The following is a 24,242-nucleotide window of genomic DNA, read 5'->3' as shown; positions in this document are numbered from 1 at the left end:
GGGGCAGGGGTGATCCCTATTTTTAAGACTATATAGATCAAGGGAAGTTCATGACAGATTTTAAGGACCGCGAAAACGCGTTTGAAGCGAAATTTGCGCGCGACGAAGAAATGCAATTCAGAGTTACCGCGCGGCGCAATCGCCTGCTCGGACAATGGGCTGCAGAAAAAATGGGACTGACGTCCGAAGAAACCGATGCCTATGCCAAAGAAGTTGTGGCGGCTGATTTTGAAGAAGCGGGCGACGAAGACGTCATTCGCAAGCTTCTCGGCGACCTGACCTCGGCTGGTGTCGAGATGGACGACGCTGGCATTCGCACGGCTCTAACCGAAAAAATGGTAGAAGCCCGCCGTCAGTTTATCGAAGAGGCCTCTTAAGCCTTATGCCCATGGCAAGTGCAGATATTGAAGCGATGATATTGGTCGCCTTTCCGGATGCTTCGGTCGAGATTACCGATCTGGCCGGTGATGGTGATCATTATGCCGCTAAGGTTACAACTGCGGCTTTCGCAGGAATGAACCGGGTGAAGCAACACCAGGCGGTCTATGCTGCGCTGAAGGGAAAAATGGGCGGAGAATTGCACGCGTTGCAACTGACCACAGCCATTCCCGACTAGGAGAATATTTATGAGCGATGTAAAAGCAAAAATCGAAACAGTGGTGAACAGCAATGACGTGTTGCTGTTCATGAAGGGCACGCCTCTTTTCCCGCAATGCGGTTTTTCAAGCCGGGCGGTTGCCATTCTTGAGCATCTCGGTGTGGGCTTCGATTCATTTGATGTCTTGCAAGATGCGGAAGTCCGTCAGGGCATCAAGGATTATTCCGACTGGCCAACCATCCCGCAGCTCTATGTCAAAGGCGAATTTGTCGGCGGCAGCGATATCATGATGGAAATGTATGAAGCCGGTGAACTGAGCGAATTGATGGCCGAGAAAAAGGTTGCCCCAGCCGCAGCCTGAAGTTTCTCGCCCGCGCAAAAAGCCAAAGAAAACGAAAAACGGCTCGGTCTAGGAGGACCGAGCCGTTTTTGATTCTGGGTAAGTTTCGTAAAACTGGGTAAGTTTCGTAAAACCGGGTAATGAGAGGGGGCAGCGGAGACCAGTCACGCCGTCCCCCTTCATTTCGATACCCCCTGAAAGGAGGATTTGGGTGTGAAAAGTTAGAGACACGGGATACTATGCATTGCTCGTGCCAGTTTTGCAAAAACGATATATTACAATAACTTGATTGGTTAAATGGTTGTTAATGTCTGTAAATTTGTAAGATATTTCGACAAGTGGCCGCTTTTCGACAAACGACAGCTGCCAAACCACCAACGACATCGAACGGCGAAATGACAGTTTACATCTGTAGTCAATGAAACTACAGATGTAGTCACTACCGATTTTCGATGGAGGGACAATCACCGTGACCGAACGCATTAGCGATGCCGAACATGCCGTCATGGAAGTCCTGTGGAAACGCGCACCCATGACTGCCACAGAAGTGGCGGATCAAGTGGTTCAACAGAAAGACTGGTCACTACAGACCGTTAAGACTCTGCTGTCGCGGCTCGCCGCAAAAGCGGTTGTCGGCACCGAGCGCGATGGCCGTCGTTTTCTATATTCACCGCTGGTGGAACGGGATGCTTATCTCACCGGCGTGTCACGGAATTTTGTGGATCGGCTTTTCGGGGGGAAAGTCATGCCATTGGTTGCCCATTTGGCGGAAGCCGACGAATTGAGCGCCGATGATATTCGCGAAATCGAGGGGCTTTTGAGGGAGTTGAAAAAATGAGCGGCGAATTGAACCAATGGATTGGGGACACGATGCTGTCGATGGCCCTGTTGATGATATTAGTGCTGATAATCCGCAAGCCGGTGAGCCACTTTTTCGGAGCGCGCATTGCCTATCTTCTATGGATTTTGCCGCTGGCGCGCCTTTTCATGCCGACCATCACGCTCGAGGCCCCGGTTGCGGCCGAGCCTGTTGCTGCTTTCGTGCCCATCGCTGCTGGTTCAGAATTTGTCGCCGCTGTGCCGGCGCAGGTAACGGCTTTCTCCACATTGGCTTCGCTTGACTGGACGATGATCGTCGGTCTTGTCTGGCTTGGCGGAGCGGCACTGTTGTTCATCAGCAAGCTTGCTTCCTATATGCAGTTTCGGGAAGATATTATTTCCGATGGCCAATCGATCGGTTGCCATGGGAACATCAGAATTCTTGAAACGGCGGCCGTTGGTGGCCCGCTGGCTTTCGGATTGTTCGATAAATATATCGCTGTGCCGACCAACTTCTTCCGCGACTATGCGCCGCGCGAACGGGAATTGGCGCTGGAACATGAAATTGCCCATCATGAATCGGGTGATTTGGCCGCCAATTTTGTTGGCCTCACTATATTGTCCCTTCACTGGTTCAATCCGGTTGCATGGTTTGCCTGGGTCGCGTTTCGGCAGGATCAGGAAACGGCTTGTGATGCGCGCATATTGGCAAAAAGCGGACGTGAAGTCCGCGCCGTCTATGGCCGCACGATCGCAAAATCGGCCTCTGGCCACCGACTGGGTCTGGCAAGTCCTTTGAACCAGAAAGACAAGATTAAGGGGCGCTTGAAGATGTTGGGGCGGTCAGAAACATCATCTTGCCGTCGAACAATTGGGGCTGCTTTTGTCGCGATCGGAACGGTTTTCGCATTGCCGCTTACCGCGACAGTTACATATGCCGAGGCCGTCGATCCTGTCGATGTTGCAGCACCACTGGCACCTGAGCCACCCGTGGCTGTACAAGCGCCCATGGCTGTATCTGCGCCGGTTGCACCGGCAGCACCGCAGGCACCGGTCGCTCCAGTTGCGCCCGCCGCCGATGGTGACGAGGTGCACATCACAATGCTCAACGGACGGAAGAACGCCGACTTATCGAAAGACCATGTGCACAAGATACAGCATAATGGCAGAACCATTATCTTGCGCACCAACAAGAAATTGAGCGACAAAGAGGTGCGCAAAATGGTCGCTGAAGCAGAGAAGTCACGCCTTAAGGCGGACAGGGCTCTGCATGAAAGCGAAGTAGAACATAAGCATATGAACTCGACCATGCGCCAGGTCGAGCGGGAACTGGCTATGGCCAGAAGGGAAATGCAACAAGAATTGAGGAATGCCGAACAGGAAATTCGGGCAGCTAATCAAGCAATTCGCGATGCCGAGCAAAAAGTGCGAGACGCCAAGCAGGAAGCTCGCGAAGCCCGGCAGGAAGCCATCGAGGATGCCAGAGAAGCCCGGCGGGAGGCATGGGAAGCAAAGCGTGAGGCAATGGAAGAAGCACAGTCCGCCGCGCGAATTTCTACAATTTCTTATACCACCCACAATAAGATCAAGGGCCCCGATTGTGTCGCAATGAACCGGCAAATCGCTATGGCTGGCAAAAAGGGTCTTGCCGGACAGGCCTGGGCCGTCGTGGCCGGTTGTGGTGGATTTGAGGTCAAAGTCGATAAGGTTGCGATGCTCAAGGCGGCGTTGACCGGACTGGAAAAAGGCCGTGCGGACGCCGTGAAATGTAAAGATAACAAAGCTGATCGCGCGAAAAAGATAAAGAAGTTTGATCGGAGTATTGCCAAAGTGAAGGCACAGCTTTCGATGACTTGAGCCGGGGAAACCGTTCATAACGGGGCATGAGGGCGGTTCGTTTTGCGGACCGCCCTTTTTCGTGGTTGTTTTATGGGCTGAATATGCCACATCAGACCCATGGACTTTGACCCTTCAAAATTTCCCACCGGCCTCTGCGAACAGATGGAACCCCTTGTCGCACGGGTCCTCGCTGGCAATCCCAGCCCCTATACTTATACCGGCACCCAGACCTATGTTGTCGGGAACGGCTCGGATCGGGCGGTGATCGATCCCGGTCCGGCCATCGATGCGCATATTGACGCGATCGTCGCGGCGGTCGGAGATGCCAAGATAAGGGCCATCATGTGCACGCACACCCATCGCGATCATAGCCCCGCTGCCGCGCCTTTGTCCGAGCGCACTGGGGCTCCTATCATTGGTTGCGCGCCTCTGGTGCTCGCAGATGACGGACCGCGCGCCGACGAGAGTTTTGACAAATATTACAAACCGGACCGGGTGCTGGCGGACGGCGAGACTATATCCGGGGATGGCTGGACAATCGAAGCGGTGGCGACGCCGGGCCACACATCCAATCATCTGTGCCTTGCGGTTCAGGAATCGGGTGCGATGTTTACCGGCGATCATGTCATGGCCTGGTCGACCAGTGTCATTGTCCCGCCAGATGGCGACATGGCCGATTATATGACGAGCCTTCAGAAGCTCTATGAGCGCGAAGACAAGGTCTATTATCCGGCCCATGGCAAAAAAATCACCAACACGCGGCAGCTGGTGCGCGGAATGATGGGCCACCGCAAACAGCGCGAACGGCAGATTGTCATGCTGCTCGAAGAAGGCCCAGCCGCGATCGTCGATATGGTGCCCAAGATGTACAAGGGCCTTGATCCGCGTCTAAAAGGTGCTGCGGGGCAATCCGTCCGGGCACATCTCATCGACTTGCAGAATCGCGGGAAGGTTTCGCAATCGGATGAGGTCTGGGCGATGGCCGGATGAACCTGCGGACTTCTTGGCGCCTTTGGGTTCCGGTTGCCATCATCAGCGGGCTGCTAATCCTTCTGTGCATATTGGCATGGCTGCTTTTTACCCGCGTCGAAAGCAGCATCCGTCCCGACCCGGTCTCGATTGCCAATGCCAGCCTGACCAATTTGCAAGAACAGAACCGGCTGACGGTCTTCTCTGCTAGCTATAATGCCACCGTCACCACGACGCTGACCAAGCTTGGTCTGACGGCCCGCAAGACATTGATCATGCCCGGGACGGTGCGCTACGAACTTGATCTGGCAAAGCTGGATGCGGAGCGGGTCCGCTGGGACGCTCGTGACAACACGCTCTATGTCGAGATGCCCGCGATCGAGACGGCACGACCGGAGGTGCATGTCGAACAGATTCAAACCTATGATGATGGCGGGATATTGATCGCTTTGACCGACGCCGAAAATGTCCTCGATCAGGCCAATCGCAAAAAGGGTGTCGACGAACTGGTCAAGCAGGCCCAAAATCCAGTGCAGATTCGAATGGCACGGGAAGCGGCACGCCGGGCGGTGCGACATAATTTTGCCATTCCACTGCAGGCTGCCGGGGTTGAGGCGAAGATTGACGCCTTTTTCCCTTATGAGCGCAGCCGCTACAAGGAGCGATGGGACTATTCTCGGCCGATCCAGAAAGTGCTGGCCGAGCAGCAAAGGAAAAAGGAAGAGGCACCATGAACCTGCCGATCAAAAGCGCCGCTGCAATTTTCCTGACCGGGTCGTTCCTGACCGGATGCGAGCAGAGCCCGCCGCCCGAACCCTTGTCGGAGACAGCGTCATTCGCCTTGCCCGAAGCCATTGCCAACAATGCGGTGGCTGTCGCCGATGGTCCGGAAGGGCCAACCCTGTATAGCTTCAACGGCCTCAAGTCGGGCAAGACCTGGAGAGACACCAGCAACGCTGCTTATGCTTGTGTGATTGATACGGAAAGCTGCAAGGCCATCGCCTCTGTTCCGGTGCAGGAAGGTCGGCTCGCAAGCGCGGCGGTCACGGTCGCCGGAAAAATCTATATTTTCGGTGGCTATACGGTTGCCCCCAATGGCGATGAACTATCTACCCCAGAAGTCTTCATTTTTGATCCTGCAACCGGCCGCTATGATGCATTGGCCGACATGCCCACGCCAGTCGACGACATGGTGGCCGTGCCCTATCAGAACCGCTTCATCTATCTGATTTCCGGTTGGCATGACGAGGGCAATATCAGCCTTGTGCAATTGTTTGATACGCAGACCGGTGCGTGGACTCAAGCCACCGAATTTCCCGGAACACCGGTCTTTGGCCACGCAGGCGGCATCGCTGGCGATAGCATCATTGTCACGGACGGGGTCGCTTCCATTTTTGCCGATGGCAAACGGAAATTTGTCGCCGCAAAGCTGAGCTGGCGCGGAGATATCGATCCCAATAATCCGACGCAAATTGCTTGGCGCGGGATTGATGCCCACGCTGGGTCCGCACGTTATCGAATGGCAGCCATCGGCGATGCAGCGGGTCAGCGGATCATTTTCGCCGGGGGAGGCGACAATCCCTATAATTATGACGGCATTGGCTATGATGGCATACCCGCAAAACCCTCCGGCGGATATTTTGCCTATGATCTGAAAAGCGACAGCTGGCGGGAGTTGGGAAGGCTGTCCGAACCCAGCATGGACCACCGCGGTCTCGCCAAGACGGGCGAAGATTATTATATCATCGGCGGCATGGATGCCGAGCAGAAGGTGGTCGACCGGATCGTGAAATTCCGGATCGGGCAATAACCTTAAGCCATTTGATCTTCAAATTCACCGCGTTCAAAAGCTTTGGCCAGTTCGAATTTCTGGATTTTTCCAGATCCCGTCATCGGCCATTCGTTGACCCATATCCAATAGGCCGGCGTCTTCTGCGGAGATAGGCGTTCACGGATGAAGGCCCGCAATTCGCTGACGGTCGGTTTCTCGCCCTCTGCGGTGCGGATGAAGCAGGCGACCAGTTCGCCCCATTTGTCATCCGGAACGCCGGCGACTGCGACTTCTGCCACCATTGGATGTTCGAGCATCGCCGCTTCAATCTCTGCGGGAAAGAGATTTTCTCCGCCGCGAATGATCATCTCTTTGACCCGGCCTGTGATCCGGACATAGCCGCGTGCGTCCATTTTTCCGAGATCCCCGGTGTGGAGCCAGCTATCGGCATCCACCGCTTCGGCGGTCGCCTCGGGATTGTTATTATAGCCCTTCATCACATGATAGCCGCGGACACAAATCTCGCCCTGTGTGTCAATCGGACAGACGGAATTGTCGTTGGTGTCCCGGATCGACACTTCCATATGCGGGAGCGGCTGACCTATGGTCTGGGTCAGGTCTTCCTCGCTGTCGGTTGGCCAAGTGTGCGTGATACCCGGCGACGATTCCGTCTGACCATATACGATAAGGATGGGCGACCCGAACACTTCCCGGCCAGCGCGCACCAGCTCGGGCGCGACCAGAGCGCCGCCGCTGACATTGCGGCGCACCGACTTGCAATCGGCGCCTATGGCCCGCGCTGCCTCGATAATTGCCACATACATTGTCGCAACTCCGCCCAGAACTTCAGGACGTTCGCGTTCTATCGCCTTGACAATGGCGCCCGGATTAAAATTTGAGACAAGGATCAGTGTCACACCTGTCATCAAGCTGCCCAAAACACTGACGGCGCCACCGGCGGTATGGAAAAGCGGGAAGGGGCAGACAAAGCTCTCTCCCTCAAGCACGCCAATTCTCTGGAACACGTCAAAATTGCTTTGTAGCAGGCCCTGTTGATGGAGCAGAACACCTTTCGGAAATCCAGTTGTGCCGGATGTATATTGGATTTGAACGATGTCAAATGGCTGGGTTTCGCGCAATATACCGCTATCACAGCCATCCAGCAAAACAGCGGGATCGGAGATGGAGATACGGTGTTCGATTGCGGGAAGCTCGTCACAGGCTGCGTCCACAATCGGTTTTAGTTCAGAACCTCGCACCACCGGCAAATAATAGATGGCCTCGGCTCCGGATTGTTCGAGCACATATTTGACTTCGCGAGGCGTGAAGGACGGGTTGATCGTTACCAGCGTGACGCCTGCCAGTGCCGCGCCATATTCGATAAGCACCCATTCCGGGCAATTGCTCGCAAAAATGCCGATGCGCGCACCGGCTAAATGTCGAGAAGCCAAAGCACGGCCCATTTTCTCGGCATCGGCCAACAGCTCAGCAAAGGTCCATTCACGCCCGATCTCGCCATCATCGAGCAATTCGCGCAACGCCTTCTGGTCGCCAAGCCGCTCTGCTTGTTCCCGCAATATCTGCGCGATGGTTATTTCGCGATAGGGCGTGTTGGTCTGTACCGGGAAGTAGGAATCCTCGAGCTGGACCTTGTACATCAACATATCTCCTACGGTTCTAAGCGACCTTAGACAGGGTTTTACGCAGATTGGTATGTTCTGGACAAGACAAATGCCAATTCGCTTCCTATATGATATTGCAAAGGCCGGTTTTCGGCAAAGGAGACGATAGATGGACGCACGTGGTGGAATTGGTGGCAGCTTGGCTGGAGTGGATATTGTTGAAGAAATCAACAAGCTGCGCAAGGAGCGCAATGCGATCATCCTCGCCCATTATTACCAAAAGCCGGAAATTCAGGACATTGCCGATTTTGTTGGCGATAGCTTGGAATTGTCCCGCAAAGCGGCAGAAACCGATGCCGATGTGATTGCCTTCTGCGGGGTGAAATTCATGGCCGAAACCGCGAAAATCCTGTCGCCGGAAAAAATTGTCGTGCTGCCGGATATGGATGCCGGTTGTTCACTCGAAGACAGCTGCCCGCCGGACAAATTCAAGGCGTTCCGCGACGAGCACCCCGATCATATCGCGCTGACCTATATCAACTGTTCGGCTGAGGTGAAGGCGCTCAGCGACATCATCGTCACCAGTTCATCGGCGGAACATATCCTCTCGCAAATCCCGCTCGACCAGAAAATCATCTTTGGTCCGGACAAGCATCTCGGCGGCTATATCGCCAAGAAAACCGGCCGTGAAATGTTGCTCTGGCCCGGTGTCTGCATCGTCCACGAAGCGTTTAGCGAAACCGAATTGCTGAAATTGCAGGCACAGCATCCCGATGCGCCGGTTGCTGCCCATCCGGAATGCCCCGCCTATATTCTGGATCATGCGGACATGGTTGGTTCGACCAGCGCGATCCTGAAATATGCCAAGTCATTTGAAGGCGACACGATCATTATCGCCACCGAACCGCACATCATCCACCAGATGGAAAAAGCAGTGCCGGAGAAAAACTTCATCGGTGCCCCCGGCGCGGACGGCAACTGCAATTGCAATATCTGCCCCTATATGGCGCTCAACACGATGGAGAAGCTCTACATCGCACTGCGTGACCTGGAACCCCGCATCGAGATGGACGAGGAACTGCGCCTGCAAGCGCGCAAGTCGATCGACAAGATGATGGAAATGGCGAGCGCGACGGTTGGGCAGGGGGACTTGGGACCGGCTGATTTGGCGCATGAGGGGTGAAAGCTCCACCCGACAGATATGTTGGGTGGAAAAAACTCGAATTGCGTTGGTCAACATCTGACCAGCGGCAATATAGTGGGGCACAGAAGACTGCGGTCAAACTTCTTGAGAATAAATATTCGCTCACATTGCCGGAGGATTTTAGAGAATATTTGCTTAAAACTGTACCGGCCAGCGGTGCAGATTGGATGGATGACGATTATTTCGATTGGTGGTCTATTGATCGGATCAAAAATATTCCTGATGAGTATGAGCATGATATCTGCAATCCCGAAATTGCAAATTCGGCGTCAAAATATTTGTTCTTTGCAGACTATCTGATGTGGTGCTGGGCATGGGCGATTTGTTGTGATGATGGTCCCAACTTTGGGAAAATAGCTGTGATTGGGGGGCAAGAGAGGGTTTGTTGCTGATAGTTTCGACGAGTTTGTTGAGTTGTCGCTCACCGATGTTGAAGCATTGAGCTGATTTAAGCTTTGACAAGGCGCGCACGCTGGATGCCCGCCTTCGCGGGGATGACAAGGGTGTTCGCAATCCCGCTTCTCTGTCATCCCCGCGAAGGCGGGGATCCAGTTTACGCTCTCTTCCGGCTCGATTATCCGTTTAGCGTGTCGAAAAGATCATCCCAGTCCGGATTGCCTTCCTCAATCAACCGCAATTTCCAGCCCCGGTTCCATTTCTTGAGCGCCTTTTCCCGGGCAATCGCTTCGCGGACATCAGTGTATGGTTCGATATGGACCAGCCTTGTTGTCCGATATTTTCTGGTAAACTCTGAACCCTTGCCGCTTCTATGCGCAAAAACGCGGGCGGCGAGATTGCCGGTAACGCCGATGTATAGTGTGCCGTTGCGTTTGCTGGCTAGAATATAGACATGATAGCTGCGCGGCATGGCCTGTTCTAGCTGGATCCCCGCCTTCGCGGGAATGACAAATTGGCGTGTGGGAATGACAGTTGCGGCCATGTTCTCTGTTGGTCGTCGATTATCCACTTTCGGACGCCATCACTTGCCGCTAGACAATGTATATGACCTTCATCCTAGACCGCTTCGACCTCTCTGCTTTTGTGCAATCCACGCTGGACGAGGACCTCGGCCCGACCGGCCGTGATGTGACCTCTGAGGCGGTTATTCCGGAAGATGCGATATTCTCAGGCGTGATGGACAGCCGCCATGATGCGGTCATTGCCGGGCTGCCGATTGCAGAGGCATTTTTCCGGTATCTGGATCCGGATGTAGAGATAGAAACGCTTGTCGCAGAAGGCGAGGCGGTTGCGGCTGGCACCGACATCATGCGCCTGAAAGGCAAGGGGCGCGCGATGCTCACTGCCGAACGCAGTGCGCTAAATACGGTGCAACATCTGACGGGCATTGCCTCGATGACATCGGAATATGTCCAAAAGATTGCCGGAACCGGCTGCACATTGCTCGACACGCGCAAGACCATTCCCGGTCTGCGTGTGCTGGAGAAATATGCGACGCGGATGGGCGGGGCGCAAAACCACCGCATGGGTCTATGGGACGCGGCTATGATCAAGGATAATCATGTCGCTGTGGCCGGTTCTGTTGGCGAAGCGGTCCGCCGGGCCAGAGATGCCGGCGTCGAAAAAATCATCTGTGAAGTGGATCGCGTCGACCAGATTGAACCGGCGCTGGCGGCTGGGGCAACCCATGTGCTGCTCGACAATATGGAACCCGCGATCTTGCGCGGGGCGGTGACGCTCATTGGCGGTCGTGTTGCGACCGAGGCCAGCGGTGGTGTGACCCTGGAAACCATTCGTGACAAGGCGGAGACTGGCGTTGATTATATTTCGGTGGGGAGGCTCACTCAGAGTGCACCTGCTGCGGATATCGGGCTGGATTTTGAGCAGGTTTAGGCACCTTATTGCCGCTCGTGCTGAGCGTGTCGAAGCATGGATTTGTGCTCTGCAAAGTCCTTCGTCAGACTCAGGACGTTCGGAATAGATCGTGAGACCCAATTCTATCATTTGGTTTGAACGGCTATTTATTGGGTCGCTTGCAGTCTCGGTGCTAGATTTGGTCTACCATCGAGATTTGCTCACGGGCGAGATTGAAGGCATCGAAGGTTGGGAGATGGAATTTGCTCTTATCCTCGGTGGGGCAGTGATAATCGGTTTCGGTCTTCAGATCTTGCTTTGGTACTTCATTGCATATCGAGCGAGTGTGAAAGCCAAGTGGATATATTTGGTGTTCTGTGCATTGGGCCTGAGCGGCATTGCAAGCACTTGGGCGGAACTATTGATAAGTGACGTCATATTTTTGGTGGCCACGCAATCTATGGCTCTTGGTTCGGTTATCTTACTGTTTCAAGCAGATGCTCGAAAATGGTTTGAAGCCAAAGGTTTGCTTGACGATTCAGATGGTACTGACTTGAAGGATGTATTTCGATGAGGATTGTTGCAGCGGTATTGTTGTTAGGACTGCCTGCGGTGGCCAACGCCCAATCTTACCAATGCCGCGCACCGTCGGGTCTCAGCGCGCCGGCCGAGCGCAAGCCAGCAAGCGAACCGCGCCGCATCACACCCGTCACCGGTTATACACTGGCCCTCAGTTGGTCCCCCGAATTTTGTCGTATGCGGAAAGATAGCCGCCGCGATAAAACCCAGTGCAGCGGCGATGATGGCAGTTTCGGATTCATTCTCCATGGCTTGTGGCCTGACGCACGTGGTCCCGCCTATCCGCAATATTGCGCGTCGACCAAGCCGTTGCCACCCGCCGTGGTGAAGCGCAATTTCTGTATGATGCCGTCGGCCAACCTGATGGCGCGCGAGTGGGCCAAGCATGGTACCTGTATGACCAAGCGGCCGGAAACCTATTTTCGGGTATCGCGGATCATGTTCGATGCGGTTCGTTTCCCCAATATGGACCGTCTATCACGCAAGCCTCTGACGGCGGGACAATTCCGAAACGCGTTCGCTGCGGCTAACGAAGGTGTTCAGCCGAATATGATACGTTTGAAAGTGAATAAGCGAGGCTGGCTTCAGGAGGTCAAACTATGCCTTGGGAAGAGCTTTCGTCCGCAACGCTGCCCGGCATTCATGAAGGCGACAAAACCGGAAAACGCGATCAAGATCTGGCGAGGAGCGTAGCTTCCTTATCTGCCCATTTGGTCAATCCGATCATGATTTTGGCCAGTTCCAGTCCTTTGGCAGTCAATTGATAGCCATCAGGTTGATGGTCGACAATTTCAAGTTTTTTGAGATCGCTCAGGCGATTGTTAAGGGTGGTGGGTGATAGCATATCGCAGGATTCCTGCAGTGCGCGAAAGGTGAACGGCCCGTTTCTAAGCTCCCACATGATCCGCAGTGTCCATCTTTTTCCCAAAATGTCGAGTAGGACCATGATCGGCCGGGCGCTCTTATTGTCGCTCATAGTAGGTTCCTTCTTGACGCTACTAAAAATGTAGCATACTTTTGCTACAATATTAATAGCAAGGAATCGCCCTATGAGCAATATTCTTACTCCTTTTATGCCACCATATTCCCCTGCATTGTCGGAGGTGATGAAACAATATCCGGAACAGGACGGCTATCTTCTGCGATTGTTCCGCGTTTTTGCCAACAGCGTCCGGTTTGCAAAAAAAGGTGTTCCTAATCTACTCGACAAGGACAGCCCATTATCCCTGAGGGAGCGGGAGATTGTCATCTTGCGGACAACGGCCAATAATGAATGTGAATATGAATGGGGTGTCCATGTCGCGGTGTTTGCATCGGCTGCCGGGTTTACCAAAGAGCAGATTGCGGCGACCAAAAATTCAAATTCCGACACCCCGGTCTGGAATGAAAAGGAGCAGATCCTGCTGGCGGTTATCGACGACCTCAGCCATTCGGGAACGATCCGCGATGACAATCTGGCCGGCTTTCAGCAATATTGGAAAAAGGACGAGCAACTGGAGATATTCGCGCTTTGCGGAACATATCACACGGTTAGTTTTGTGGCTAACGGCGCGAGAGTAGCTTTGGAGGACTTTGCGGTCCGTTTCCCCGAAGTCTAACCGTTCAGTGTTCTTGTTCCCGGATGATGTTTGTCGAGATGCTTGGTGATAATCTTCAGATTCTTGCTGTTTGAGCGCCAGAGAAAGTCAAACAGATCGCCAGCCAACGGAATAGCACCCAGGGCGGTATCGATACCGACATTTGCAGCCATGCGCGTCAATTGAAGCTTGGACATGCCGAGATTGCGGGCTTCCCAGACGATATAGGCCCCCATTAGCGCGGTGGCGATGTCGCCAACCACCGGGATTAGGCCTACCAGGGAATCTAAGCCAATTGGCCGATTGATGCCGGGAATGACAAAGGCGCGTTCGAGGACTTTTTCCATCGCTTCCACGCGGTTGCGCACGGCCTGCGGATCGCGGCTGACGTCGGGCAATTGTTCTGCCAGACGTTTTAGTTGTTCTTCGGAAATGGCCATTTTGAGCCTCCCTGTCTTATAATACTCATACAGTTAGGATATGGGTATTCCGATCAGATTATTCAATGGATGCCAACCACGCGGGTTGACCGCAAAGCCGCGCTGGCCCTGCGGAGCGATCGACCAGCGGATCGGAACCGCGAGTGGAATGAAGTTATAATGATCGACCAGCATGGTCTCCGCGTCGGCGTAGAGACGGGCCTTGATCTCCAAATTGGTTGCGGCATCGGCCTCAGCGATTTTTGTATCGGCATCGTTCAGGCAAATGGAGGTTTTGACACAGGTGAACTGCATCAAAAACCATTGCGCGCTGTCATAAGGGGCAATCTCGTCCATCAGTCGCACGTCGGCATCCTGGTTGATTTTGACCCTTTTGGCGTCCAGTCCCACTCTTCTGAGATCGGACTGAATGCGTTTGAACAATATACTGGCGCCAGCGGCATCCGGCAGCGCAATCACCAGCGGGTCGACGGACCCCTCGGACGCTTTCCAGCTGTTCATATGGCTGCGGGCAAAGAGGATTCGGTCCTCCATCGTCATGCTGGCCCAGTCTGGATAGGTGTTGATGCCTTCGACATCCAAAGCTTCGGGGATGATCTTGAGCCGGCTCTGCCAGGCGCTGACTCCGGGAAAGGATGTCAGCAGCGCGGGACGGTTGATGGCCATGGCCAATACTTCCCGGTTCCCGGGAACCGCCCAAAATCCGTTGGCGCGCACGAAGCGCAATCCGAAAAGACCGGCGACCGGATCGAGCCGCAAATCATTGCTGCTAATGCCTGCCGCATCGACGAGCGGGAGGTGATGATATTTTCCATTCAGTACGACTTGGACGGCCCCGGCCCGATATCGGGCGATGGCAGCTGCTGCCTTTTCACCGCGCAACGATACCCAGCGGTCATTGTCCTGCTCGGCATCTTTTTCTTCCTGCGAAGGTTCGTCGAAACGGCTGAGCTTGATTACATTCTCCTCGCTGAACAAACGCAGGGGGCCGGCGCCATGGCCCGCCCGGAACAATCCCATTTCTGGCTGAGCGAGCAGCTGGAGGAAATTGGGATGCGGGGAATCCAGCCTGATCTCGACAACCCGGCCGGTCATGGACACGATCTCGTCGACCACCGACACGTCATATTGCAGCCGGCTGCGGCGCAATTCGGAAAAACGTTCGCGGAGCAACCGGGCGACGCGCTCTGCAGTGACCTGTCTGCCGTCGTCCCATTTTGCATCGAACAACCGGAATATATAGCTCAGGCCATCGTCGGAAACGATCCAGCGGGCCGCAAGCGCTGGGACCACCCGGCCTTCTTCATCCAGTCCGACCAGGCCCTTGGCCATGGACGCGCGCATCGTCGAAGACACGAAGTTTAGCCGTGTCCCGACCGGATTTATCTTTGCCGGACCATCCTCGACCACGGTGACCCGCACCTGATTCTCATCTTCGGAAAAGCTGCACGCCCCCAGCAATAACACCGCAAGGGCCGCGATCATGCTGTTCCGCCAAAATGTCGAAAGGGAATTCATCACGGCCTTATACGCAAAGTACGGCTGGGATGCACATTGGAAATATTATCTTCCCAACCGTCTATGCGCTTGGCCACTAGGCTACGCGTGACATAGAAATAGAGCGGGAGGATCGGCATGTCAGCGATCAGAGAGGATTCTGCTTCACGCATCAATGCTTGCCGCTTGGCCGGATCCGGTTCGGCAATCGCCCGCGCCAAAATTTGATCATAGGCCTGATTGGTATAGCCCGAGTAATTGCCGGGGCCGTTTGCTAGCTGATGTACCAGAAGGAAATTTTCCGGTGTGGGCAAGTCGGCGATCCAACCGGAACGGGCCAATGCGAACTCATGCCGCCGCAGGGCAGCAAAATGGAGCGCGGCTTCGCTGTTGAACAAGCTGGCTTCCACCGCCAGGGGTTTCCACATCGCAGCCATAGCCACGGACACGCGACGATGTTCTGCAGAACTGTTGAACCGTATCTCGAAGCGCAGAGGATTGGCCGGACCATAGCCGGCATCATCGAGCAAAGCGCGGGCTTTATCCAAGCGTTTCTCCCGAGGCCAATCAGCCCATATCGGTTTTGCGGGTTCCGCCCCGGCGAGGCCTGGCGGGAGCAATCCCCAAGCAGGTGTGTTGCCAACCCCTATGACCTTGTCGGCGATCCATTCGCGTTCAATCGCCATGGACAGCGCAGTGCGTATTCTGGGATCATCAAAGGGCGGCATGCGCGTGTTGAAGGCAAAATAGTAGCTGCCGAGATAAGGCACGCTATGGGCCAGATCCGGATGGTTGTCTTTCAGCCATTGATGGCGGCTAGCCGGATAGTCTGCGGCAATATCTGCGCCACCGGACAGAAACAGGCGCATCGCAGACAGGCTATCATCCATCGGTTTCCAGATGATGGTCTCGGTCGGCACTGTATCGCCATACCATAAGGGATTGCGTTCCAGCCGGGCATGATCATTGAGTTTCCATGCGGTCAATCGATAAGGGCCGCTGGTGATGATCGGTCGATCTGCGGTCCATTGATCGCCAGCCGCGTCGATCCGGTGGAGCGGGACGGCTGCCACAGCGGGATGCGCAAGCAGAGATGGTAAGGACGGGTCTGGGGAGGCAAGAGTCACAATGACTCGGTTGGCGTCAGGTGCCTCAACAGCCACAATATTGCCGAACAGGCTCTTGGCGGGGGCTGTCGTTTCCGGTGCCTGCAAACGGTCCATGACGGCCGGAAAAAGGGTTGCGTCAAAGCCTGTGTCATCGGAGAACTGCAAGTTCTGACGCATGGAAAAAGTCCAACGCAGACCATCTGGTGAGATTTGCCAACTTCTCGCGAGTCCCGGTTCCGCCTCGCCATTGGCACCCAGTCGCGTGAGCCCTTCAAACTGGTCTGCGGCGACCCGAAGAGATGCCAGGTCAGATATTTTTTGCGGGTCGAGTCCTTTGATTTCTGAATCGGACAATCGAACAATCTGGGCCGGACCAGGCGCGCTATCTGCCGCTGGACCGGCGTCGCAGGATATCAGCAGCATGATCGTGCATAGAAGAGCGAAATAGCGCATGACCTGTTCCTAGATGTTTTTGCTGGCTCAACAAAGCGGAACTCTTATGCTGTCTTATTCGTTAGGGAGAATTGCCGCATGAACGGTCTACAATATGATATTTCCAGCATCGGTGACGTTGGCGCCAATATTGTGAAAATGCTTCCCGAAATAAGGGAGAGAGCGGCGGAAATCGAGGGCGCGCGCCGATTGCCAGCCGACCTCGCCGCAAAACTGGCCGAGGCAGGCGCGTTCAATTTGTCGAAGCCGGCATCTCTAGGTGGACTGGAATTGGCACCACTGGATTTCATGAAGATCATCGCGACGGTTGCCGAAGCAGATGCCAGCGTGGGCTGGTGCGTGATGATCGCTGTAACCTCGACTTTGGGGGCGGCCTATATGCCGGAACTCGTGGCTAGTGAAATTTTTGGGGCAGATGATGTCATCACCGGCGGTGTTTTTGCCCCAATGGGCAGGGCAGAGGACAAGGGGGATCATTACCTGCTCAGTGGGCAATGGCAATGGGGGTCGGGTTCGGCCAACTGCTCTTGGCTCGGTGGCGGCGCGATGATTTTCGAAGATGATGCCTTACAGAAATTTGATAATGGCGCACCCAATCATCGGATGTTGTTTTTCCCCGCCAAGGAAGCGACCTTCGTCGACAGCTGGCACGTCGCGGGACTGAAAGGCACGGGATCCGGAGATTTCTCGGTCAAGAACCTGAAGATTCCCAAGGACCGCAGTGTGTCCTTCGTCGCAGACCAGCCGCGCGATGCCGGGGCATTGTATAAATTCCCTCTCTTTGGGCTGCTCGCTTTGGGCGTCTCGTCGGTTGCACTGGGTAATGCGCGGGCGGCGTTGGAAGAGATCAGGACCATTGCAATTCACAAGAAGACGCCTGGCGGTGGTCGGACGATGGCGCAACGGGCGACGGTGCAGGTCGAATTGGCCCGGGCAACCGCCCAATTGGAAGGTGCTTTCAGCTATTTGGAAAATGCTATCAGCGCATGTTGGCTTGAAGCGCAGGGGTCCGACGAAATTTCTGCAAAAGGCCGGGCCAACCTGCGACTGGCCTGCGCCCATGCCACGGAGACCTCTGCCGAGCTTTGCAAGATGGCCTATACATTGGGCGGCGGCGCGGCGGTTTATTCGGACAATGTTTTACAACGCCGCTTTCGCGATGCGCATGTCGCCACCCAGCATATTGCTACGTCGCCAGCGGTGTTTGAACTGGCTGGCCGGGTTCTGTTGGATCAACCGGTTGATATGGCGATGCTCTGATCTAGAGACAAAGTAGGGCGATGCCCATTTCGTCATTCTGCAACAATCTCAGCCTTCAATAGCCGATATTCCGACATCAAACCTTTGAACAGGCTGTAACAACAGACCAGCAATACGAGCGTGAAGGGCAATCCGCTGGCGATCGTACCCGCTTGCAACGTTCCCAGCGCAACAGCGCCACCACCGATCAACAATGCCGCCGCGACCAGACCTTGCAGCACCGCCCAGAAAATGCGCTGTGCGACCGGTGCATCCGTTCTGCCCCCTGCCGTAATCGCATCTATCACCAGCGAGCCGGAATCCGACGAGGTTACGAAAAATACAATGAGCAGGATAATGGCGAGCGATGATGCAACATAGGGAAAGGGCATGTTCTCGAGCATCTGGAACAATACCAGGGGCGCTTCGGTGATGCCGGCCGGCAATTGGCCAATCCCGCCCTTGACCTGTTCCATCGCCGTCACACCGAATGTTGTGAACCATATGATCGCGACAATCACGGGTACGACCAGCACCACGGTCAAAAACTCTCTGATGGAACGGCCTCTTGATATGCGGGCGATAAACATTCCGACAAAGGGTGACCAGCTGACCCACCATGCCCAATAGAATATGGTCCAACCGTGATACCATGTCCGGTCTTCGCGATCGGTCCAGTCGCTCAGCGGAATGGCATATTCTACATAGCTTGCGATGGCTGTTCCAAATCCGCTGAAAATTTTCAATGTTGGTCCAGCCAGAAAAACAAATGCGAGCAGCAAGGCCGCCAACAGCATATTCACATTGCTCAACAATTTGATGCCGCCATCCATGCCCCGGACAACCGACACAATGGCGAGGGCGGAGATCAATGCAATGAGCAAAAGTTGGGACGTTAGCGTGGCTTCAAAGCCAAAAAGGAAGGACAGGCCTGTTGCCGCTTGTTGCGCGCCAAGGCCCAATGACGTTGCCAAGCCGAATAGCGTTGCGATCACCGCAAGTATGTCGATGATATGACCCGGCCAACCCCATATACGCTCTCCCAACATCGGGTAGAAGGCGGAGCGAATGGTGAGCGGCAATCCTTTGTTATAGGCAAAAAAGGCGAGGGCCAGGCCGATGACGGCATAGACTGCCCAAGGCGTTAGGCCCCAATGGAATACTGTTGCGCCCAGTGCCAAGCGCTCGGCCTCGGGTGTTCGGGCTTCGACATTCAGCGGTGTTCCGCCCCAATCGGTATAATAAGCCATGGGCTCGGCAGCACCATAAAATACCATGCCGATGCCGATCCCCGCAGAGAATAGCATGGCGATCCAAGATGCGGTGCCAAACTCGCTTTTGGCATCTGCTCCGCCCAGTCGAATTTTTCCCAATGGCGATACGGCAATGGCAACGCAGAACAGCAGCACGAAATTTGAGGCGAGGACGAAAAACCAGTCAAAATAGTTCAGCGTCCAGGCTTTGGTTGCTTCCAGACTGGTTTTTGCGCTGTCCGGAAACATCAGAGTCAGCGCAACAAATGCGATCACCAGAACTGCGCTGATGAAGAAAACGGGATTGTGCATCTCCAGGCCAAATGTATTCACATTGTCCTGACCGGCTTCGTAATCGGTCTCATAGTCAATATCGACCACGTCAATTGCCGCTGTTTCTGTTCCGCTCACTGTCGAGGCTCCAATATTTTGCTTCCCAGTGCATCTTTCAGCGGCTGCAAATGTGATTGATAGTGGCGCCAAAGATCGACGCTCGCTTTGGTAATGGGTTGGCGGACTTGTTCTGAGCTAGCGGTGCGCACGGCTCGTTCCGTTTGATGAAAATCGACACAGGCTTGTTCAAAAGGCAGACCCAGATAATCCAGCATCCGGCGCACTTGCCCTTCAAGATCATCCAGCACATCTTCATGCTGTACGCGCAAGACAGCATTGGGCAGCACGCTGTCCCAATGGTCCATCAGGCGCACATAGTCGCTGTAGTAGCGGCCAATTTCGTTCAGCCCGTATGTGAATTCTTGTCCTTCGGCGAACAGCTGTTTGAATCCGGAAAAGCAACAGGCCATTGGCTCCCGCCGGGCATCAATGATTTTTGCGTTGGGGAGAATGAGTTTGATCAGCCCTATATGCCGGAAATTATTCGGCATTTTGTCGATGAAAAAGGCAGCGCCTTGCCGATGAATGCGGGTGCTGTCGATAAAATCCTGCCCCATCTCACGCAATTGATCAGCACCAATATCGTGCAAATTGTCTGGATATAGCGAGTCATTGCTGGCCTGTTTCTGTCGCCGCAAGCGATGGGCGAGCGACAGGATGTTGGGCAATTCCAACGTGCCATCAATCTGACTGTGCGAAGCAAGAATCTGTTCCAGCAATGTCGATCCAGCCCGGGGCAGCCCCAAGATGAATATCGGGTCCGGCGCTTCGCATCCCTTGCCGGATTGCTTCGCGAAAAGGGCAGGGGTGCAGGCGGTGATCTGGTTGTCCAGTTCCGCCGTCATCTGGTCGGCGTCATAGCGGGACTGCAGCCGTTTCAATTCATTGCCGCGTTCATAATAGCCGAAGGATGCATTATAATCCTTGCGGTCTTCATAGGCCTTGCCCAGTGCGAAACAGATATGGATGCGGTTCTGATAGCTCAGCCGATTGCCTTGTTCCTGTGTTTCCATCAGGCGCAACTCGTCGTCGCTGAAACGGTAGGTTTTAAGATTGGCTAGTCCGTAATAAGCATCGCCATGACCTGGGTCTGACTTGATGGCATTTTGATAGGACAGGACCGCTTCTTCGTGGCGGCCAAAGGTTTTCAGCGCATGGCCTTGTGAAGTCAGTGTGACCGGATCTTCGGGAAGCCGCTGCAAGACTTTCTCAAACAGACTCAAGGCCTGTTCATAGTTTCCGGTCTGCATGGACTCGATGGCATAGAGCGACTGGAAAACAGGGTTTTCCGTATCGCGTTGATAGAGAAGTTCGCTTTGTTTCAACGCTTCGGAAAATTTCTGCCGCTTACGGAGGGTCTGAATATAGTCAATCCGCACCTGAATATTGTCCGGTTCAAACTCAATCGCGCTTTCCAGCAAGAAGTCCGCGTCTTCTAAGATACCCAATCGCGCGCCAATGTCGGCTAGTAACCGCATTGCTTCGACATGATGGGGATTCTGCTGGAGGAAATGGCGGCAGGCATTTTCCGCCTTGACCAGCTTGCCTTCGTGCAAGAGGTGCGACACGGCAACCAATGGTTTCGGCATTGCGGCAATGCGTTGTTCTTGTCCGCGCATCTCTAAGGCCGCCTGGCGGTGGCCCCAGCCTTCTAGAATCTCTGCTTGCGCCTTCCAGCTGGCTTGCAACACGGGATTGCAAAGGCAAGCGCGGCGATAAGCCGCGATGGCACTCTCAAGGTCGCCGATGGACTTTAGGATATGGCCTTCTTCCTGATAGGCTCTGCCGAAATCAGGAGACAGGCTTTTTAGCGTTTCGACGCTGGCCAAAGCTTCGTCATTATGTCCGCAATAGCGTTCGCAAACCGCTTTCATATAGAGCGCGTCGATGTGCTGAGGGTCGGTCTGTAAAGCCGACTTGGCACGATCCAGCGCATCTTGGAAACGGCCCTCGTACATCTGAGTCCGTGCCAGTTTTAGCTGTTCGTCTATATCAAGGCCAGTTTCAGACATTTATGTTCGGCTTGCTGTCCTTCAATAATAGGGGAAGCCTGCCCAAGGACAGGCTTCCCTTGAATGCGCTTGTCCTAGTAGTTGAACGAGACGCGTGCGCCAACGGTCAGTGGACGGTTCACAGTGACCCGTGCACGATCGTTGACGAAATTGCCGCTGACTTCTGCGCGTTCATCGGTCAAATTGTCACCGAAAATCTCGAAGGACCATTTGTCACTGCTGACGCCTGCGGAAAGGCCGAATGTGGTCCAGCTATTCAAAGTGATCCGGTTGATCTCGATAATGTCGGTTGCAGAAGAAGCAGAATGCGTAATCTGCGGCTGGACGTGAGCCGTCAGGCCGCCGAACGCTTCCCACTCATATCGCGCACGGATATTGCCTTGGAAGCTTGGTGCATAGGCAAGGCTGCGGCCCAATAAGACATCGTTGGTCGGTGTCAAAACGTCGGTAATCTCGGTATCAAGAATCGAGAAAGCCGCACTGACCGTCAAGCCGTCCAGAGAATATGGCGCGATCGTAATGTCCGCCTCGACGCCCTTGATTTCTGCATTGGCCGCGTTGTCCGAGAAGAACAAGTTGGTGATCGCAGGATCAAGGATGGTGGTCTGCAGGTTCTGGATATCGACAAAGAAGGCGTTACCATTGAAGCGCAATTGGTTGTCCAACAGCGACATTTTCCAGCCAAATTCGTAGTTGGTTACGTCATCGGTATCGAGAACGAACGGGACGTTAAAGCCATTGGGCCCCTGTGCGCCGCCGGGACGGTTCAACAAACCAGGACGGAAACCTTCCGAATAGGTTGCATAGAAAAGCAAATCATCGGTTGGTTTCCAAGTCGCGTTGATCTTGAAGATAAATCCATCCGTCGCCGCCTTGTCTGGAGCGTTCAGAGCATTGAAGACCTGTTGTGCCTGACCAGCGCTCAATCCTGCAGCCTGAATGTCGGCTACCGACTGACCCAGTGTAAACGTCTGGCGCAAGGCGTCAGTGCAGCTACCGATAAAAGTAAAACTTCCGTCACCATCATAAAGGTCGCTGATGTTCGTGCCGAACGCATTTTCGTCAACGCCGCTAGAGTTACAGAAAGAAGAGTTTGCACTTCCTTCCAGGTCGACTTCTACGTCATAATAGCGCGCACCCAATGTGATCGCGAATTGATCCGTAATATCATATGTCGCTTCACCAAATATGCCGAACTGCTTGTCGGTGCGGCGCACGTCATTGCGGAAAATAACGCCAGCCGGATATGCGGTGGTGTCGCTATTATAGGCAGTGGGTTGCGAGAAGTTTGCAGGAAAAGAACCGCCGAACAAATCAATCGCGGTGCTGCCAGGATATACGAAATCGTTGAATTCCCGCAATTCCAGGTCGCTGTAGAAACCACCAGCGGTTAAGCGCAATGGATTTTCGGCTGGCGTGTTGAAGCGCAGCTCGTGGGTCATCACTTCGGTTTCGGTGCGCGAATCTACGAAGAGATTCGGTGCTTGGCAGGTGCCGGTTGGTGCACCGCCGGGATAAGAAACTGAACCATCGCAAATATAGTAAGGCAGATATTGGCCGACGAACAGATAGTCGGAATAATCGACCCGCTGTGATGTTTCACGCTTGGTATAAGCGCCAGTATAGACCATTTCCAAGGCGCCAATGCGGCCTTCCAGGGTCCAACTGGTATTGCTGAAGTCATCTTTAATCTCATCGCGTTCAAAGCGTTCGATCTGCAAATCACCAAGCGTCGGATCTTCAAAGAAGACACCGTCAGAATCGAGACCCTGACGGGCATGCGCAACGGTCAGGCTCCAATCATTGGAAAACTCATATTTACCGCTCACCCGAAAGCCGAGATATTGCGTGTCGTTGAAGTTCTTCTCAACCAAAGCCGTATTGTCAGCCAGAATGAAATTCACGCCGGTCAAATCAGCACCGGCTTGCAAGCCGCCGCGGTTGCCGTTCACAGCAACGCCATTGTCGCGGATCGTTCCTGCGGGCCGGAAGCGGGCGCTTTCTGCAGTGCTACGGGTTCCAGCGACATTGTCGATATAGCCGCCCTTATTGTCAAAATAGCCAACCGCACGGATCGCAAAGCTATCCGTCACGGGAATGTTCAACATGGCTTCGATATTATAACTAGGGTCGCCGCTCTTCGTGAAAGAAACGCCTGACTTCACTTTGGCTTGAAACTGTCCGAGAACCGGCTTGTTGGTGATCAAACGCACCGTACCGGCCTGTGAACTCGCACCGAATAATGTGCCCTGTGGTCCGGACAAAACTTCAACACGCTCCAGATCGGCTGCATATACGTCAAGGTTACGGCCTGGTTGTGATACCGGTTGTTCGTCGAGATAGAGCGCCACGTTTGGAGCCAGTCCGGCAACGCCGGCAGTTGTCAGATTTGGTGTGGTCGATGCAAGGCCGCGAATATAGATCGTGCTTTGGCCCGGTCCACCCCCGCCGGCGGTAACGCCAGGCAGTTGCTGCAGATAGTCGTCAAAGACGGTGACGCCCAACTGGTCGAGCGTTTCTTCGCCCAAAGCCTGAACGGCGATAGGCACGTCTTGCATGTTGGCGCTACGCTTTGTCGCTGTAACGACAATTTCCTGCACACCCTTTTGCTGATCGCTATTGTCTGTCTCTTGCGCTTGTGCTGATGCACAGCCCATAGCCGCGATTACCGCGAGCGATGCGCTCGTTTTCAAATAAATCAAGATAAACCTCTTGT

The 24,242-nt window shown here is 54.3% G+C and carries 24 protein-coding genes; 15 read left to right on the top strand and 9 right to left on the bottom strand.

What is annotated here, in order from left to right; translation table 11 throughout:
* Positions 1–50: 50 nt before the first annotated feature.
* From ABJV08_RS09660 to ABJV08_RS09625, 8 genes are all read left to right on the top strand, one after another.
* A complete protein-coding gene (locus ABJV08_RS09660) occupies positions 51–377 on the top strand; it encodes a DUF1476 domain-containing protein (RefSeq protein ID WP_348038335.1) in 327 nt (108 codons plus the stop codon).
* Between the two features lie 5 nt (positions 378–382).
* Positions 383–616, top strand: a complete 234-nt coding sequence (locus tag ABJV08_RS09655; protein ID WP_348038337.1) for a BolA family transcriptional regulator — start codon at positions 383–385, stop codon at positions 614–616.
* A gap of 10 nt (positions 617–626) precedes the next feature.
* Positions 627–959 (top strand): Grx4 family monothiol glutaredoxin, encoded by a 333-nt coding sequence (grxD, locus tag ABJV08_RS09650; RefSeq protein WP_348038339.1) that lies wholly within the window; start codon positions 627–629, stop codon positions 957–959.
* 448 nt (positions 960–1,407) lie between these two features.
* Positions 1,408–1,776 (top strand): BlaI/MecI/CopY family transcriptional regulator, encoded by a 369-nt coding sequence (locus ABJV08_RS09645; protein ID WP_348038340.1) that lies wholly within the window; start codon positions 1,408–1,410, stop codon positions 1,774–1,776.
* Positions 1,773–3,614, top strand: a complete 1,842-nt coding sequence (locus tag ABJV08_RS09640) for a M56 family metallopeptidase (protein WP_348038341.1) — start codon at positions 1,773–1,775, stop codon at positions 3,612–3,614. Before ABJV08_RS09645 ends, ABJV08_RS09640 begins: the two co-directional genes overlap by 4 nt.
* A gap of 99 nt (positions 3,615–3,713) precedes the next feature.
* A complete protein-coding gene (locus tag ABJV08_RS09635; RefSeq protein WP_348038342.1) occupies positions 3,714–4,586 on the top strand; it encodes an MBL fold metallo-hydrolase in 873 nt (290 codons plus the stop codon).
* Positions 4,583–5,299, top strand: a complete 717-nt coding sequence (locus ABJV08_RS09630) for a DUF4230 domain-containing protein (RefSeq protein ID WP_348038344.1) — start codon at positions 4,583–4,585, stop codon at positions 5,297–5,299. Before ABJV08_RS09635 ends, ABJV08_RS09630 begins: the two co-directional genes overlap by 4 nt.
* Positions 5,296–6,375, top strand: coding sequence for a hypothetical protein (locus ABJV08_RS09625; RefSeq protein WP_348038346.1), 1,080 nt, complete (start codon positions 5,296–5,298; stop codon positions 6,373–6,375). Before ABJV08_RS09630 ends, ABJV08_RS09625 begins: the two co-directional genes overlap by 4 nt.
* A 2-nt stretch (positions 6,376–6,377) precedes the next feature.
* Here the strand turns inward: ABJV08_RS09625 and ABJV08_RS09620 are convergent, their stop codons facing one another.
* On the bottom strand, positions 6,378–7,994 hold the full coding sequence (locus ABJV08_RS09620; RefSeq protein WP_348038348.1) for an AMP-binding protein: 1,617 nt from the start codon (positions 7,992–7,994) through the stop codon (positions 6,378–6,380).
* A gap of 133 nt (positions 7,995–8,127) precedes the next feature.
* Between ABJV08_RS09620 and nadA the strand changes: the two genes are divergently transcribed.
* The gene (nadA, locus tag ABJV08_RS09615; protein ID WP_348038352.1) at positions 8,128–9,141 is read left to right on the top strand and encodes a quinolinate synthase NadA; all 1,014 of its coding nucleotides are present in this window, start codon (positions 8,128–8,130) and stop codon (positions 9,139–9,141) included.
* Positions 9,138–9,554, top strand: coding sequence for an SMI1/KNR4 family protein (locus ABJV08_RS09610; RefSeq protein WP_348038354.1), 417 nt, complete (start codon positions 9,138–9,140; stop codon positions 9,552–9,554). Before nadA ends, ABJV08_RS09610 begins: the two co-directional genes overlap by 4 nt.
* Before the next feature lie 182 nt (positions 9,555–9,736).
* On the opposite strand, the gene ABJV08_RS09605 is transcribed toward ABJV08_RS09610, so the two are convergent.
* A complete protein-coding gene (locus ABJV08_RS09605; protein WP_348038374.1) occupies positions 9,737–10,030 on the bottom strand; it encodes a GIY-YIG nuclease family protein in 294 nt (97 codons plus the stop codon).
* A 134-nt stretch (positions 10,031–10,164) separates the two neighbouring features.
* Here ABJV08_RS09605 and nadC point away from each other — a divergent pair, with 134 nt between their 5' ends.
* From nadC to ABJV08_RS09590, 3 genes are all read left to right on the top strand, one after another.
* Complete coding sequence (nadC, locus tag ABJV08_RS09600) at positions 10,165–11,013, top strand: carboxylating nicotinate-nucleotide diphosphorylase (RefSeq protein WP_348038356.1); 849 nt, start codon at positions 10,165–10,167, stop codon at positions 11,011–11,013.
* 151 nt (positions 11,014–11,164) lie between these two features.
* Positions 11,165–11,548 carry a hypothetical protein gene (locus tag ABJV08_RS09595; protein ID WP_348038358.1) on the top strand — a complete coding sequence of 128 codons (384 nt, stop codon included), beginning with the start codon at positions 11,165–11,167 and terminating at the stop codon, positions 11,546–11,548.
* Complete coding sequence (locus tag ABJV08_RS09590) at positions 11,545–12,246, top strand: ribonuclease T2 (protein WP_348038360.1); 702 nt, start codon at positions 11,545–11,547, stop codon at positions 12,244–12,246. Before ABJV08_RS09595 ends, ABJV08_RS09590 begins: the two co-directional genes overlap by 4 nt.
* Here the strand turns inward: ABJV08_RS09590 and ABJV08_RS09585 are convergent.
* Positions 12,224–12,529, bottom strand: coding sequence for a helix-turn-helix domain-containing protein (locus ABJV08_RS09585; protein WP_348038362.1), 306 nt, complete (start codon positions 12,527–12,529; stop codon positions 12,224–12,226). The genes ABJV08_RS09590 and ABJV08_RS09585 overlap by 23 nt on opposite strands.
* A 73-nt stretch (positions 12,530–12,602) precedes the next feature.
* On the opposite strand from ABJV08_RS09585, the gene ABJV08_RS09580 reads away from it, so the two are divergent.
* Positions 12,603–13,151 (top strand): carboxymuconolactone decarboxylase family protein, encoded by a 549-nt coding sequence (locus ABJV08_RS09580; RefSeq protein ID WP_348038364.1) that lies wholly within the window; start codon positions 12,603–12,605, stop codon positions 13,149–13,151.
* Here the strand turns inward: ABJV08_RS09580 and ABJV08_RS09575 are convergent.
* From ABJV08_RS09575 to ABJV08_RS09565, 3 genes are read right to left on the bottom strand one after another with little or no spacing between them, the layout of a single operon-like run.
* A complete protein-coding gene (locus ABJV08_RS09575; RefSeq protein ID WP_348052550.1) occupies positions 13,148–13,570 on the bottom strand; it encodes a DUF4112 domain-containing protein in 423 nt (140 codons plus the stop codon). The genes ABJV08_RS09580 and ABJV08_RS09575 overlap by 4 nt on opposite strands.
* Before the next feature lie 33 nt (positions 13,571–13,603).
* Positions 13,604–15,088, bottom strand: a complete 1,485-nt coding sequence (locus tag ABJV08_RS09570) for an ABC transporter substrate-binding protein (protein ID WP_348036735.1) — start codon at positions 15,086–15,088, stop codon at positions 13,604–13,606.
* On the bottom strand, positions 15,088–16,629 hold the full coding sequence (locus ABJV08_RS09565) for a peptide ABC transporter substrate-binding protein (protein WP_348036737.1): 1,542 nt from the start codon (positions 16,627–16,629) through the stop codon (positions 15,088–15,090). The genes ABJV08_RS09570 and ABJV08_RS09565 overlap by 1 nt, the downstream gene beginning before the upstream one ends.
* Before the next feature lie 78 nt (positions 16,630–16,707).
* Between ABJV08_RS09565 and ABJV08_RS09560 the strand changes: the two genes are divergently transcribed.
* Positions 16,708–17,889 (top strand): acyl-CoA dehydrogenase family protein, encoded by a 1,182-nt coding sequence (locus ABJV08_RS09560; protein ID WP_348036739.1) that lies wholly within the window; start codon positions 16,708–16,710, stop codon positions 17,887–17,889.
* 32 nt (positions 17,890–17,921) lie between these two features.
* Here ABJV08_RS09560 and ABJV08_RS09555 read toward each other — a convergent pair whose 3' ends face one another.
* The 3 genes from ABJV08_RS09555 to ABJV08_RS09545 all read right to left on the bottom strand — a co-directional run bounded on the left by ABJV08_RS09555 (position 17,922) and on the right by ABJV08_RS09545 (position 24,228).
* Entirely contained in the window at positions 17,922–19,532 is a 1,611-nt protein-coding gene (locus ABJV08_RS09555) for a BCCT family transporter (protein ID WP_348036741.1), read from the bottom strand.
* Positions 19,529–21,526 carry a sulfotransferase gene (locus ABJV08_RS09550; RefSeq protein WP_348036743.1) on the bottom strand — a complete coding sequence of 666 codons (1,998 nt, stop codon included), beginning with the start codon at positions 21,524–21,526 and terminating at the stop codon, positions 19,529–19,531. The genes ABJV08_RS09555 and ABJV08_RS09550 overlap by 4 nt, the downstream gene beginning before the upstream one ends.
* A 74-nt stretch (positions 21,527–21,600) precedes the next feature.
* Positions 21,601–24,228 carry a TonB-dependent receptor gene (locus ABJV08_RS09545; RefSeq protein ID WP_348052552.1) on the bottom strand — a complete coding sequence of 876 codons (2,628 nt, stop codon included), beginning with the start codon at positions 24,226–24,228 and terminating at the stop codon, positions 21,601–21,603.
* Positions 24,229–24,242 lie beyond the last annotated feature (14 nt).

The sequence above is a fragment of the Parasphingorhabdus sp. genome, from assembly GCF_039982395.1.
Classification (GTDB): domain Bacteria; phylum Pseudomonadota; class Alphaproteobacteria; order Sphingomonadales; family Sphingomonadaceae; genus Parasphingorhabdus.
This window is presented reverse-complemented; position numbering and strand designations above follow the sequence as displayed.